Raw genomic sequence first — 14,610 nt, forward strand, 5'->3', positions numbered from 1 at the left:
CCTGCTAGGAGATTTTCTTATAAAAGGTACTTATTTAAGCTCTGAAAATCGGATTTATCATCTGATCTTTATCAAACAATCTACCAATTAAGCTTCTTCGTCTTCTTTACGACGACCTGCAAGACCAAGACCAAGTAATGCACTTGCGGCTGCTGCTACCATGGAAACCACAGAATCTTCTGTACCTGTATATGGTAATTCTTTCGCTCCTTTACGTGCATTTGTGTGTTCTGATACTGTTTGACCAGTATTAGCTGAACTTCCATTGTCTGTAGAAGAACGTTGTTTAAAGATATCTTTGGATACGATTGTGTAAACTTTACCATCTTTAGTAATTACAGTTGCATTTCCTGCTTTGTCGAAGATAACTTCTACCACATCAGCATTTGCTCCTTTAATCTTAGCTTTTGCAGCTTCTTTTTCTGCATCTGTTAAGTTATTGAGGTCTGCTACTGTTTCTTTTTCGAAGTCAACGTTGATGTTTTCACCATTGTTCTTAGCTGCAACATCTTTAGCATCTTTAACTAATTGAGCTGCTGGAATTGTTGCTGTCTTACCTTCCGGTGTCGTTACTGTCGCATTTCCATTTTCGTCTACTACTACAGTTGATCCTGGGTTTACTGCTTTAATTGATTCTTTAACTTTTTCAATTTCATCAGCTGTTAATTTAGCTTTATCTCCAACTAACACTCTAGTTGCTGGTGTGTTTACACCATTTTGTTGAGTTGGATCAGTTAATTTATCTTCTGGAATTACTAAGTCAAGTTCTGGGATTACTAATACTGTTCCATCACCTTTAGTAACGATTACATCACCTTTATCATTTACTACTACAGTTGATCCTGGGTTTACATCCTCTACTGCTTTCTTAACTTTTGCTTTTTCTTCATCTGTTAAGTTAGCTGGATCTTTTACTACTGTCTTAGTTGCTGGTGTGTTTGCTCCATTTCCTGCATTTGCTTTAGCTACATCTGCTGCTGACTTAGTTAAGTCTGCTGCTGGAATTACCGCTGTCTTACCTTCTGGTGTTGTGACTGTAGCGTTACCTTTATCGTCCACTACTACAGTTGAACCTGGGTTGACTGCTTTAACCTTATCTTCGATGGCTTTCTTCTCAGCGTCTGTAAGTTTGTCTGGGTTAGCTACTACAGTTTTATCCGCTGGTTTAACGATGTCATCACCTGCATTTGGTTTAGCTGCATCTGCTGCTGACTTAGTTAAGTCTGACGCTGGAATTACCGCTGTCTCACCTTCCGGAGTTGTAACTGTCGCATTGCCTTTATCGTCTACTACTACAATTGAACCTGGGTTGACTGCTTTAACCTTATCTTCGATCGCTTTCTTCTCAGCATCTGTAAGTTTGTCTGGGTTAGCTACTACAGTTTTGTCCGCTGGTTTAACGATGTCATCGCCTGCGTTTGGTTTAGCTGCGTCTGCTGCTGACTTAGTCAAGTCTGACGCTGGGATAACCGCTGTCTTACCTTCCGGAGTTGTAACTGTCGCGTTTCCTTTATCGTCCACTACTACAGTTGAACCTGGGTTGACTGCTTTAACCTTATCTTCGATCGCTTTCTTCTCAGCGTCTGTAAGTTTGTCTGGGTTAGCTACTACAGTTTTGTCCGCTGGTTTAACGATGTCATTACCTGCGTTTGGTTTAGCTGCGTCTGCTGCTGACTTAGTCAAGTCTGACGCTGGGATAACCGCTGTCTTACCTGCTGGAGTTGTAACTGTCGCGTTTCCTTTATCGTCCACTACTACAGTTGAACCTGGATTTACGGCTTTAACTTTGTCTTCGATCGCTTTCTTCTCAGCATCTGTAAGTTTTTCTGGATTTGCTACCACAGTCTTATCTGCTGGTTTAACAATGTCGTTACCTGCATTTGGTTTAGCTGCTTCTTCTGGTGATTTAACTAAGTCTGTTGCTGGAATGACTGCTGTCTTACCTTCTGGGGTTGTAACTGTCGCATTTCCTTTGTCATCTACAACTACTGTTGCATCTGGGTTTACAGCTTTAACTTTATCTTCGATCGCTTTCTTCTCAGCATCTGTAAGTTTTTCTGGATTTGCTACCACAGTCTTATCTGCTGGTTTAACGATGTCGTTACCTGCGTTTGGTTTCTTAGTATCTTCAACAGTACGTACTAATTCTTCTACAGGAATAACTTGTGTTTGACCATCTTGAGTTGAAACTTTAGCATTTCCTTTGTCATCAACTACTACAATTGAGTTTGGATTTACAGCTTCAACTGCTGCTTTAATCTTCTCCTTCTCAGCATCTGTCAACTTAGCAGGATTATTTACAACTACTTTATCCGCTGGTTTAACGATATCGTTACCTGCTTTTGGATCATTTGCTGTATCTGCAGTTTTCACTACTTGCTCAGGAGTGATGATTTCTTTGTGTCCATCTGGAGTTGTGACAGTAACATTTCCATCTGCGTCTTGAGTGATTTCTTTAGCATCTGGATTTACTTTCTTAACAGCTTCTAAGACCTTAGCTTTTTCATCATCTGTTAAAGCACTTGGATCATTTACAAGAACTTTGTCAGCCGGAATATTCACTTCACCTACAGCATTAATAGCCGCTTTATCTGACTCTTCAATTCCATTAACAGCGTCTGCGGTTTTAGCTGCATCTACAGATTTCTTAGCTTGATCTGCGATTGCATCTACTTGAGCTTTAAGATCTTCTTTAGCTTTAGGAGTCAAGTCGTCGCGAGCGTCAATTGCTGCTTTTTTAGCTGTTGCTTCTTCATCAATTGCTTTACGAGCATTTGGCTTATCTTCTACAACAGGTACAGATTTTTCAATTTCACCTTCAGCTTCTTTTTGAAGTTGCTTAACTTCTGCATCTGTTCCAGCTTTATCGATTTCTTCCTTAGCTTCTTCTGCTAGAGCTTTAGCTGCATCTGCTGCAACTTTCTTCTCATCATCTGTAGCATCTGGAGTGTTAGCAATATCTTCCAATTGTTTTGCTAATTTATCTTCGATGGCTTTCTTAGCTGCTGGTTTAGCTTTGGCTTCTGGATTTACAGCTGCAACTTCATCTACACCTGTTTTCTTAGCTGCATCTACTGCATCTTGAGCTGTTTTAGCTGCTGTTGGTGTAGTTGCTGCATCAGGTTGCTCATTGATTTTCGCTAATTGTGCATCAGCTTTATCTTTCGCTTCATTCTTAGCTGCTATTTTTTCTTCATCAGTTAAGTCTGTACGAGCATCTATTTCTTTATTTTTAGCTGTTAACGCATCATTAATTGCTTTCTTAGCTTCTGCTTTTGCTACTGGAGTTACATTTGCAACTGCTGTAGTTCCATCTGCTTTAGCTTTATCAACTGCTGCATTTGTAGTTGCTGCATCAACAGCACCTTTAGCTACGTCTGCTTGCGCTTTTGCTTCTTCTTTAGCTTTAGTTTTCTCTTCTGGAGTTAAATCTGTACGATCATCGATTTCTTGGTTTTTAGCTTCTAACGCTTTATCGATTGCTTTTTTAGCTTCAGTTTTCTTAGCTGCTTCTGGATTCACAGCTTTAACATCTGCTACACCTTTATCTTTTGCTGCATCTACTGCTTTTTGAGCTTCTGCTGCTTTTTCTGGTGTATCAGCATTATCAGGTTGAGCATTAATTTTTGCTAATTCAGCATCTGCTAGTTTCTTAGCTTCAGCTTTTGCTGCTGTTTTTTCTTCATCGGTTAAGTCTGTACGTTTATCAATTTCAGAATTTTTATCTTCTAATTCTTTCGCAATTGCTTTCTTAGCTTCTTCTTTTGCTACTGGATTTACAGCTTTAACGTCTGCTACACCTTTATCTTTAGCATCATTTACTGCTGTTTGAGCTGTTGCTGCTGCTTCTGGTGTATCAGCATTATCAGGTTGAGCATTAATTTTTGCTAATTCAGAATCTGCTAATTTCTTAGCTTCTGCCTTAGCATCATCTTTTTCTTTTTGGCTTAAATCTTGACGGTTATCAAGTTCAGTATTTTTAGCTGTTAACTCATCAGTGATTGCTTTCTTAGCCGCTGCTTTTGCTACCGGATTTACTTTTCCAATTGCTGTTGTCGCTTCGTTTTGTGCATCTTCTACTGCTATGTTAGTCGTTGCATTATCAATTTTAGTTGTTGCCGCTGTTGCTGCATCATTAGCTTTAGCAATCGCTGCTGTTTTTTCATCATCTGTTAAGTTTGGATTTGCTTTAATAGCATCTGCTTTAGCTTTACGAGCTGCTTCGATTGCTGCTTTAGCATCTGCTTTTTTCGAAACTACAGGATTATGACTTGCAATTGCTGTAGTCCCATTATTTTGAGCTTCATTCAATGCCTCTTTAGTCGTTACATTTGCATCATTAATTGCTGTCAATGCTTTTTCTTTATCAGCATTTACTTTAGCAACTGCTGCTGCTTTTTCTTCATCAGTAGCATTTGGGGTTGAGTTAATTGCTGAAATTTTCTCAGTTGCTGCTGTGTTTACTGCATCGATAGCAGGTTGCTTATCTAAAGTTACAAATTCTGATAATGGTTTTTTATCTGTAGATCCATCTGTGTATGTTACTACTAATTCATTGTTAGCATTTTTAGTAATCGATTGAATTTTTGTCTCTTGATTATCAACAGATTGACCACGTTTACTTAATAAGTTTTTATCTGGGTTTGTAGTTGAATACTCAAGTTTTACTTTTTCTTTAATTTTTTCAAACTCTTTATCCGTTACAGCTGAAGGATTCTCAACACTTACTTTGTCAGCTTCGGTAGGTGCTTTTACATCGTATTTTCTTGTTTGTGCTTTTAACACAAGAGTAAATGCCCCTGGGTCAGTTGCATATGAATTTCCAACTGCTGTATTATTAATAATCGCATCATCAAGGTCAGTCGCTGTAGCATAACGAGTTACTATACGATACTCACCTTTTTCATCAGTTGGAAATTTAGATGCTGTTAATCCTGGAGTTTCTTTTGTCATTTTCCCTGTAATTTTTACAATTGCAGGTGTGGCTGTTTCAGCATTAATTTGTGTGAATTGTGTATTATACTCATTATTAATGATATTTGGTTCTGCACTATCTACTGGTGATAATGCATTATTTCCACCTTGTTTAATAGTTGCAAACTTAATTTTTCCTGAATCATCATTATACTTAAGATCTATATCGATATCTTCATTAGCATATACATAAATATCTTTTTTACCTTCTACAGAGAATGGAATTTCTACTGTTGGTGCTGCATTTACACGTGCTACACTTGAAACTGGAGTAGTATCTACTGAACCATCTTTATACGTAACAGTAACTGTTCCGTTTTCAACAGTGATATTCTGAGTTTGATCTTCTTTTACTCCTACTACCGTAGATTTATCTGCTAAAACTTCTCCTTTTTTAGACGCTAATCGAGCATCTTGTGTAGTTGCAGTATCAGAATATTGAATCTTAATTTTCTCTTTGATTTTAGTAATATCAGTTGGAGTTAAGTTGTCAATATTTGCAACAGGAACTTTATTCTCCTCTGTTACTGGTTGAATATCGTATTTATATGTTTGAGATTTAACAACTAACTTGAAATAACCAGGATCTGATGCACCTCTACCTCCAGGCAGTTTATTACCAGCAGAATCTTCAAGTTGTAAAAATCTTGATCCTAATACTGCTTCTTGATTTTCAGTTTTTGTGTAAGCTGGAAGTGCTTTAAAAGCATCATTTGGCTTACCAGTGATTTTAATTGTTACTGGGCCTGGAGTTTCAGTTAGTGTTTGACGATAACTCCAACCAAAATCATCTTTTTCAACTTCTTCTTCGTCAGGCATAGATCCTTTTTTAAATTTCGTATAAGCTATCGCTTGGTCACTTTTCGATTTTAGTAAGAACTGACCGCTTCCACCTTTGACTGTTGCTTTAGTAATATTTCCAGCTGTTGAGTTAACTGTAATATTGACATCTGCTTCTTCTTCATTATAAAGATAAATTTCTTTTTTCCCATTAGAATATTCCATAGAATAAGTAAAATTATCTCGAGTTTCAGTTGTCTCAGCTCTAAATGCATTATTTTTATCTAACGCTTGGCCATTACGTTCGTCTTTTGAACCGGTGTTTTCGATTGAGTTAGAATCAGATTTTTTCTCTGTGTTTTCTGCTTTTTTACCTACAGTTTCTTTTCCGTTAGTAGTGTCTACTGCTGGAGTTTCTTTTTTCTCTGTTGGTTTATTTTTTAATTTAGTGTTAGCTGTAGTTACAAGTTTATTGTAAGCTTTTGTGATTTCAGCTTGAGTAGTTGCATTCGATAATGTAGCTTTTGCAGCCTCTAAGTCAGCTTTTAATACTGCAACACTTTCTTCAGTTTTGTTATCGTAAGAACCGTTAGAAAGTTTTGTTTCAATTTCTGAAATGTAGCTTTCAAGTTGGGTCTTATCCAAAGTTGGAGTAACTACTTCTTCTGATTTAGCAGGAGCTTCCGCTACAACTGTATTGTCTACTTGTTTTGTAGTATCCTCCTGAACATTATCTGAGCCAGTATTTTCTTCAGTTGGTTTAACTTTAATCTCTGATGTATCTTGCGGTTGAACAGCAGTCATATCAGCTGATACTGCTCCGTTCCCTAAGAACATGAAAAGAGCAGCAACGGCCACACTAGCTGCACCAAAGCTGTATTTACGAATAGAGTAACGTGTCACCTTTTCACGGTGCAAACGCTCAACGCGACTCATAGAGTTTTTGTTTTCCATTATCGTCTCCTTTTTAAGAAGTATATTTTAGAAATTCACGCGAAACTAGCCGTTTCTTACAACGGCTAATTATTATAGTTAATGTGAATCCTTACATTAACTATTCTACTTTATTTTTGATATATATGCAACTAATTTAATTTGTAATTTTCGCAAAAAAAAAAAAGCGTTTTGGGAATGTAGGTAATTTTCAGAAAATTCCATTTCGCATTTTTTCACATTTTAATGCATGTTTAATTCTTCTATTATTATGCGTTTTGGGTATTGTTTTTTAATAAATTGAAAAAACAGAGTATAAACCTCAGATAAATATGTTTGCCCCCTAAATAAAACATGCTATCTAGTTCGATAACATGTCCATTTCTATTTTATTTACAACAAGGCCTCAAACTCAGCTACTGACATGCCCAATTGCTGGCTAGCAACTTCAGAAGGCAAAAGACCTTGACGGACAATATCTAGGAAGGCAAAGACTCTTCCTTCGACTTTCCCACGCTCTAGACCTTGTTCAACTCCCTCTGCTCGTCCTCGTTCCAGACCCTCAGCTCGCCCACGTTCAAGACCTCGTTCTAAGCCTTTTTCTTCAGCTTGTTCCAAGGCATAGTCCTGTGCTAGCAAGGCTTGTTCTTCGCGTCTGCGCTGTTCACTAAACATTTTCCTGTCCTCCTCGGACCAGCTCTTATAGTCTAGCAGTTGGTCTGCCTGACTGATGGCTCGCTCAGGTTGCTGGGTAAAGGGTTTGTTCCCGAAAAACTCCAACCACGGCTTGCGAATGCTATCCTTGCTGGTTTCTCTGTATTTGTTAAGTTCTTATTTGTGATGCTCTTTCAATAGTTCTTCAAACTCAGAGACAGTCATACCTAATTGCTTACTTGCTACCTCAGCTGTTAAAAGATGTTGATGAACAAGATTTGCTAACATAGCAAAACCACCCTCGGCTTTACCACGTTCAAGACCACGTTCTAATCCTCTTTCTTCAGCTTGTTCCAAGGCATAGTCCTGCGCTAACAAGGCTTGTTCTTCGCGCATACGTAGTTGACTAAACATTTTCCTGTCCTCCTCGGACCAGCTTTTATAGTCCAGCAGTTGGTCTGCCTGGCTGATGACTCGCTCGGGTTGCTGGGTAAAGGGTTTATTCCCAAAAAACTCCAACCACGGTTTGCGAACCTCGTCTTTGCTGGTTTCTCTGTATTTTTTAAGTTCCAAGAACGCCATCTTAACCAGATGGTTTTCCAGACTGTTAGTGCTAGTCTTACAACAAGGCTTCAAACTCAGCGACAGTCATGCCCAATTGCTCACTCGCAACCTCAGCTGTTAAAAGATGTTGGCGAACAAGATTTGCTAACATAGCAAAACCACCTTCCGCCCTAGCAGTTTCCAAGGCATAGTCCTGTGCTAACAAGGCTTGTTCTTCACGTCTGCGTTGTTCACTAAACATTTTCCTGTCCTCCTCGGACCAGCTCTTATAGTCCAGCAGTTGGTCTGCTTGGCTAATGGCTCGCTCGGGTTGCTGGGTAAAGGGTTTGTTCCCGAAAAACTCCAACCACGGCTTGCGAACCTTGTCTTTGCTGGTTTCTCTGTATTTTTTTAGTTCCAAGAACGCCATCTTAACCAGATGATTTTCTTGTCCATTGTTTGTGATGGTTAAGACCTCACCTGTCGTGTCCTCTCGCATGCTAAAACTATGAAAAGCCAAATCATCTGAGAAATAATTACTATCCACAATTGCGATAGCATATACTGGTGCGATGTGTTTGTAGCTCTGGTGGGTATCACCTTCACGTTGGCGAATTTTTTCAAGGTTTTGATTGACCTGACTACATAGATAAGCCCACAAACGATTAATGAAAAAATTCTGATGATGAACTTGTATTTCGATAATAACTTGAGTGCCATTATCCAACTCCGCCAAAACGTCTATACTGGTATAGAAATCCTGAGCCGAGTAGGGTAGAGATGGCAAAACATGAATATTACTTCCCTCCAAAATGGTTACATTTTTGGCTGGTAAGTCCAGCATATCGCGGATAAATTGACAAGTGATTTCTGGATTGCTAAAGATTTTCTTAGCTACCAAGTCATTGGTTGGGCTGATGTCCGGATGTCTTAAAGTCATCCATTTCCTCCTCTTATTATACCACAGTTTTAAATCTAATTTTGCTAGATTCGATGGTTCTATCTATTTATTCGAAAAGGAAATGAATTTGTGAAGATATTTTATCTCGTTTCAACTAAAATATGAGCTTGATCAATCAGCTGTCCATCAACAGTCAGATTCAGATAGAAATCCAAGGTCTTGTCGGCAGCAAAATACAGGGTTGGTATGCTCAAGTCTTTTTTGCTTTCCCCTGTTTGGAATTTAAGGACTTGAATCTCGTCCTGATAGGCGACACCATGGACACCTGTCCCCGGTTGAATCGAAATCTTAGCCTCCAAAGGATTATTACTTTCGCTACGTTCAATCCTAAAATGAAGAGTCTCTCCCTTTGCTACAGCTAGACTTTTTTCTGCAAATGCTAGTCCCTGAACAACTACTTTTCGTGATAAGCTAGGAGTTTTATAGAGGGAAATCTTGGTCAATACGGGCATAGATTGTGACTCTGTAATCATCACGCGCACCTTCTGTGCCTCTACTAGCGGACCTCGCAGGAGACGCTTATGACCAACTGTAAAGCCCATGCCAAATTCTTGCCAGATGCCGTCCACCTCTACTTGCACCTGAAAAGCAGCGATTCGTTGCCCCAGCTTCAAATCTTCTCTTAACTCAAGCACATCGAAAGTTTTAGGCGCCCCTAAGTCGAATTCTAGCTGGATGGGCAGGTCTGCATCGCTTGCCCAAGAGCTAGTCTCAAGGCCGTCTGTCAGATGATGACAGCCAAAGGCTGCGGAAAGTTCTGGACCAGATACCTTGGCTCCCAGAGCCAAATCTTCTTTATAGAGCTCATTGCGATAGGCCGCAAATTCATAAAGTCGTTCAATATCCTTTGCATCAAAGAGCCCAGCTTGATTCGGCGGAATATTGAGTAAGAGAGGTGTGCCCCTCCCCACCGAGTGAAAGTAGATTTCGACCAACTCCTCGAGAGACTTAGGATCCTGATCCTCATGGTAGAACCAGCCTGGCCGGATGGAAACATCTGCCTCTCCGATTGAAAAATCGTGCCTGAGGGATCTCCGTGCTGAAGATAGTCCAACTCTGCTTCTGTTCCTAGTTTGTCAGGATTCACCTTTTGCCATAGGGGATCACCCGCATATCCTCGTTCATTGCCAATCCAGCGAATGCTAGTGCCTTCTGTTGAAAAAATCAAGCAATCACCCTGCAGGTCACGAATGGTTTCAAACCATTTTTCAAATTCATAATTGACCTTTTGTGCGCCCTCTCCTCTAGCACCATCCATCCATACCTCAGCAAATTTCCCTGCATTGCCATAGGCAGGATTTGATAAAATCTCCTTCAACTGTGCCAGATAATAGGCATTATAGTCCGCTTCTCGCTCCACATGATAGAGAGGACTGTGGGCATCCCAGGGTGACAGGTAGACCCCCATATCCATATCAAATTCAGTAGCAGCTTGGGATACTTCAAGGAGCAAGTCCCCCTTTCCATCTCTCCAAGGGCTAGTCTTGACCGAATAGTCTGTATAAGCCGTCGGGTAAAGGACAAAGCCATCGTGATGCTTGACCACCAAAATCAACTTTTTAAAGCCCGTTTCCTTGAGTACACGAACCCACTCACGCGCGTCTAACTTTGTTGGATTAAAGCGTTCAGGCTCCTCCTGACCTGTCCCCCATTCCTGGTCATAAAAAGTATTGGGACCAAAATGGATAAAGGCTGCTAGTTCATCCTCTAAATACGCTAGCTGGGTCTGACTAGGCAAGGGGCCGTGCAATTTTATTTCTCTTATCATACTATTTCCTATCTACACTTTTCTTTACTTTTTTGTCATGTACTTGCAATTCTGTTAACGCTAGAGGGCTTGTCAAGTTTTCAAATCGAAGACGAAGGGCATAGGTTTCCACCTTGTCAAATTCAAAACGGAGCTCTTCATCCTTGTCGATTGAAACTTTTCGGATAGCTGATACAGGCCGCCAATTCTCCTCTTGTTTGAGCAGAGAATCCTTATCCAAATGATTTGGAGTCCGAGGTAAGCTAGGCTCATTCCCTATGTAATAATCAATAAAGGTCGGCTCAACAGCCACATATTCTTGATTTTCAACATAATACAAGGTCAGGTTATCCACAAATCGAGGTTTTAAAATCCCTGCATCTCCAAAAAGAATGCCCACGCTGGCTTGCTCTGACTTGGCAATCCAAGTATTGGCTGTCGATTTCTTCCGAGCAATGACCTTGTCATTGAGATATGAGACTGGGTGATTAGGCTCTGAGTGAGAAGCAAAGACCAGAGGCAGGTTAGACCCTGTCCACTGATTGGAAATAACTTCCCCATCTACACTGGCACCTGTCACATGAATGGTGACTGTTGCTGGCAACTCACAGCCCACTACCTGTCCTGTGAGAACATATTCTCCTACCTGAACATAGATTTGAGGATCGACTTCATCCCAAGTCACCTTGGTCGTATCTCGTCTGCCATCTGATAAGACTAGCTTAACTCGATCTGGTAAATGTGGGGCTTCCTTGACAAGCGTCCAGACCCTTTCAGGCTCAATAGCGCAAATCCCTTGGACACAAACCTGAGCAGAAGCCTTTATATCCAGCCCCTCAAGATGACCAGATACCGTAAATTCATGAAAGCTTTCCAGATCTTCTTCCGAGATTGCCTCCCAAACAACCTTTACTCGTTTTGCACTACCGGACTCATAGTCCACCAAAACTGAAGATGGCAGCTGTGGATAAGTTCCCTTAGCTGTATACAAGCGAAGTGGTCGTACAGAAACTGCTTGCCCTAGTGAGGTATTTTCTGCGACCTGCAAATGAGTTTGATAGGTTTTCCCTTGATAAATAGCACTGATAACCAAGTCGCCTGCAGACAAGCAATGAAGCACTCCCTGCTTAATAATGGCCTGGGCACTACCACTCGTCTCCCAAATCACTTCACTATTCCCCACCTTGTTCACAGGGTTATCCACAGTTTGTGGATAAAGTCCAATGGCTGGGGAATCTCCTTCTTGTAAACCTGTCTGCTTGTCCATTCGAATCTCAAATAAGCGCTGATTTTTTACTGGCTGGCAAACCAAAGCCTCTCCCACTAAGAGATCAAAACTTGCTGGCTCTAGCCCTCTGGCACTAGCCTTTACTCTCACTTGACCTACCTGCTCCAAGCTCTGAACTAAGAGAACACCTCTGCCATGAAAGGCTTTCCGCTTAAACCAACCATTTTTCTGGGCTTTGTAACGTTCACGACTAGCCTGCCTGCCATTATCCACACCCATAATACGAGCAGGGCCTTCAATTTCAAAATGAAGCTGATTAGAAGCACTCGGCACCCAATTTCCAGCTTGGTCCAATACATCAAAATAGAGATATAGGAGGTCTTGTCCATCTGGTTCCAGTTTTGTTTTCTCGGCATGTAACCCGATTTTGGCTGGCTTACCTGCAGTCACCACCCTATCTTCTGCCACAAGCTGACCTTGACGGTCATAGGCCATAGCAGACAATTCTCCTGGTTGATAAGCCAAACGCCATTCGAGATAGAGTTGGTCAGAACTTGCTCCCTCTTGATATTTTCTACCGTCTGAAGTCCATTTCTCCTGAAAAGTCTTCCTGCCTTGAGATTTTCCATTGAGAAATAGCTCTACAGAACTAGCATTTGAATACACTCGAACAGGGATATCCCCATACTTATCCACAACTTGTTGATAACTCTTGTGGATTTCCCAATTCCAGTGGGGCAGGATATGAACCATAGGCTGCTGATCTAGGTCCACCCACTGACTTTGGTAGAGATAATAGTCATTTTTAGGAATCCCTGCTGTGTCTACAATTCCAAAATAAGAACTCTTGACGGGCGTGTCATTTTGGTTGTGCCAAGGAGTCGGCTCGCCGATATAGTCCACTCCTGTCCAGATAAACTGCCCCGCATAGTCTAGCCGATTTCTATCTGCTATCCAAGAAGCCGTCGCTGTCTTCCCCCAAGGAACCCGATCATTGCCATAGTCTGACTGTTCAAAATTCCGCACGCGGCGATTATCCCCAACCCATTCCTTAGCTGGGCGAAAATAGCTGTCACGCGTCCTTGTAGCCGATGAGGTTTCAGATCCGTAAAGTCGCCACTTGGGATGTCTTTTGCGAATCCCATCAATATTATCTTCCGAGTAATTTAAGCCCACCACATCCAGCAAATCAGCAATCTTTTCATGACCTCCAGACCCATCTCCAAAACGGAACTGATCCATTCCCATGGTCACAAAACGGCTATCATCAACCTCCTTAACCCTTTCTAGCAAGCGTTTGATCGTCTTCAATGAATGAGCATCTCCATTTGCTTCGCTGACTTCATTTCCCAAGGACCACATAAAAATCGCTGGATTGTTCTTGCCACGTTCAATCATAGTGCGCAAATCATAATCTGACCAGAAATCGCCTGCTTTCGCTTCTGGATGATTCGCTTCTTCCTCAAAAAAGCGACCATAATCATATTCTTTCTTGCCTCCATACCAGGTATCAAAGGCTTCTTCTTGGATAAGTAGCCCCATTTTGGCAGCCACACCCAGCAAAATACTACTAGCTGGATTATGGGTGATTCGAATCGCATTGACACCCATTTCCTTCATCTGGCGCAAGCGTCTCTCAGCAGCTGACCTGTTTTCCACAGCTCCCAGCGCTCCGTAGTCATGGTGCAAACAAACCCCATGAATCTTCAACCAGCGACCATTTAGAAAGAAGCCCTTATCCGCTTGCCAATCCATATAGCGGTAACCAAAGGTCTCCTCTTCTTCATCAACCAAAATGCCATTTTTGTAAAGGCGTGTCTTTAATTGGTAAAGGTGAGGGGATTCAATATCCCAAAGCAAGGGTTGAAAAATTGATATGGCTTGTTGGAAAGAATATTTGTCCCCAGACTCAATCACTAGAGAGTCTGTCGCCTGCCAGTCTGACAGCTGTTGTCCATCATACCAGATACTCTGCTCCAAATACACCGACACGGACTGAGGTCCATCATTTGAAACCTTACTTATAAGCTGAGTCTCCACCCATCTATCTCTTTGTTCCTTTAGCTTGGGACTTGCTATCTTAATCCCATACAAATCCAGATGAACTGCATCTGTAATCAACAATTTTACTTCTCGGTAAATACCGCTACCAGAGTACCAACGACTGCTAGGTTGCTGATTTTCCACAAAAACCGCAAGCTGGTTGGCCGTCCCATCATTTCTTAGATAAGGCGTGATATCATATGAAAAAGGTGTGTAGCCATTGGGATAATAGCCCAGTACTTGCCCGTTAATATAGACTTGGGCATTCATGTAAACTCCATCAAACAACAAACGCACCGATACAAGACTGACATCTTCTTCCAAGTAAAACTGCGTCCGGTACCAGACCTGACCACCATTTAGCTGACCACCCTCATTTTGCGCTGGCGAATACTGGTCAAAATCATTGTAAATACTCCAGTCATGTGGCACTTGAATAGCCTGCCAATTTTCCCTCTGAAAATCCGGTGCCAAGGCATCTTCTTTCCCCACCTCTTGACTAAAAAACCAGTGATTTCGTAAAACTTCTTCTCTTCTCATACAAGCATTCCTCTTTAAACAAGTCTATCAATTTGACTATATCACAAAACAAAAGCGCTTTCAACAATTCCTCCATCACTCCCTAAATACTCAGAAAAGATTCTATAATTTGTAGAGAAGTCTGAAAATCACTCCATGTTCATACAAACTATCATTTGCAATAAACAATACAAACCTCAAAAGAGACCAAAAAACACCTCTCTGAAT

The 14,610-nt window shown here is 41.1% G+C and carries 3 protein-coding genes and 3 pseudogenes; all 6 read right to left on the minus strand.

Annotated features, from left to right (window positions below; all coding sequences use genetic code 11):
• Window positions 1-87: 87 nt before the first annotated feature.
• The gene (locus B7699_RS09160) at window positions 88-6,708 is read right to left on the minus strand and encodes a DUF1542 domain-containing protein (protein ID WP_084928013.1); all 6,621 of its coding nucleotides are present in this window, start codon (window positions 6,706-6,708) and stop codon (window positions 88-90) included.
• 372 nt (window positions 6,709-7,080) lie between these two features.
• A pseudogene (locus tag B7699_RS09165) lies at window positions 7,081-7,518 on the minus strand (RpnC/YadD family protein); the annotation flags it as partial.
• Window positions 7,519-7,956 (minus strand): annotated as a pseudogene (locus B7699_RS09775) (Rpn family recombination-promoting nuclease/putative transposase); the annotation flags it as partial.
• Window positions 7,957-7,960: 4 nt separating this feature from the next.
• The gene (locus B7699_RS09175; protein WP_084928016.1) at window positions 7,961-8,824 is read right to left on the minus strand and encodes an Rpn family recombination-promoting nuclease/putative transposase; all 864 of its coding nucleotides are present in this window, start codon (window positions 8,822-8,824) and stop codon (window positions 7,961-7,963) included.
• Window positions 8,825-8,925: 101 nt separating this feature from the next.
• Window positions 8,926-10,613, minus strand: a pseudogene (locus B7699_RS09180) (alpha-L-fucosidase).
• A gap of 1 nt (window position 10,614) precedes the next feature.
• A complete protein-coding gene (locus B7699_RS09185) occupies window positions 10,615-14,403 on the minus strand; it encodes a glycoside hydrolase family 2 TIM barrel-domain containing protein (protein ID WP_084928017.1) in 3,789 nt (1,262 codons plus the stop codon).
• Window positions 14,404-14,610 lie beyond the last annotated feature (207 nt).

The sequence above is a fragment of the Streptococcus mitis genome (genome assembly GCF_002096835.1).
Taxonomy (GTDB): domain Bacteria; phylum Bacillota; class Bacilli; order Lactobacillales; family Streptococcaceae; genus Streptococcus; species Streptococcus mitis_W.

Coding starts and splice junctions, on each gene's coding strand:
- B7699_RS09160 (WP_084928013.1), bottom strand. CDS start 6,708: ATGGAAAACAAAAACTCTATGAGTCGCGTTGAGCGTTTGCACCGTGAA.
- B7699_RS09185 (WP_084928017.1), bottom strand. CDS start 14,403: ATGAGAAGAGAAGAAGTTTTACGAAATCACTGGTTTTTTAGTCAAGAG.
- B7699_RS09175 (WP_084928016.1), bottom strand. CDS start 8,824: ATGACTTTAAGACATCCGGACATCAGCCCAACCAATGACTTGGTAGCT.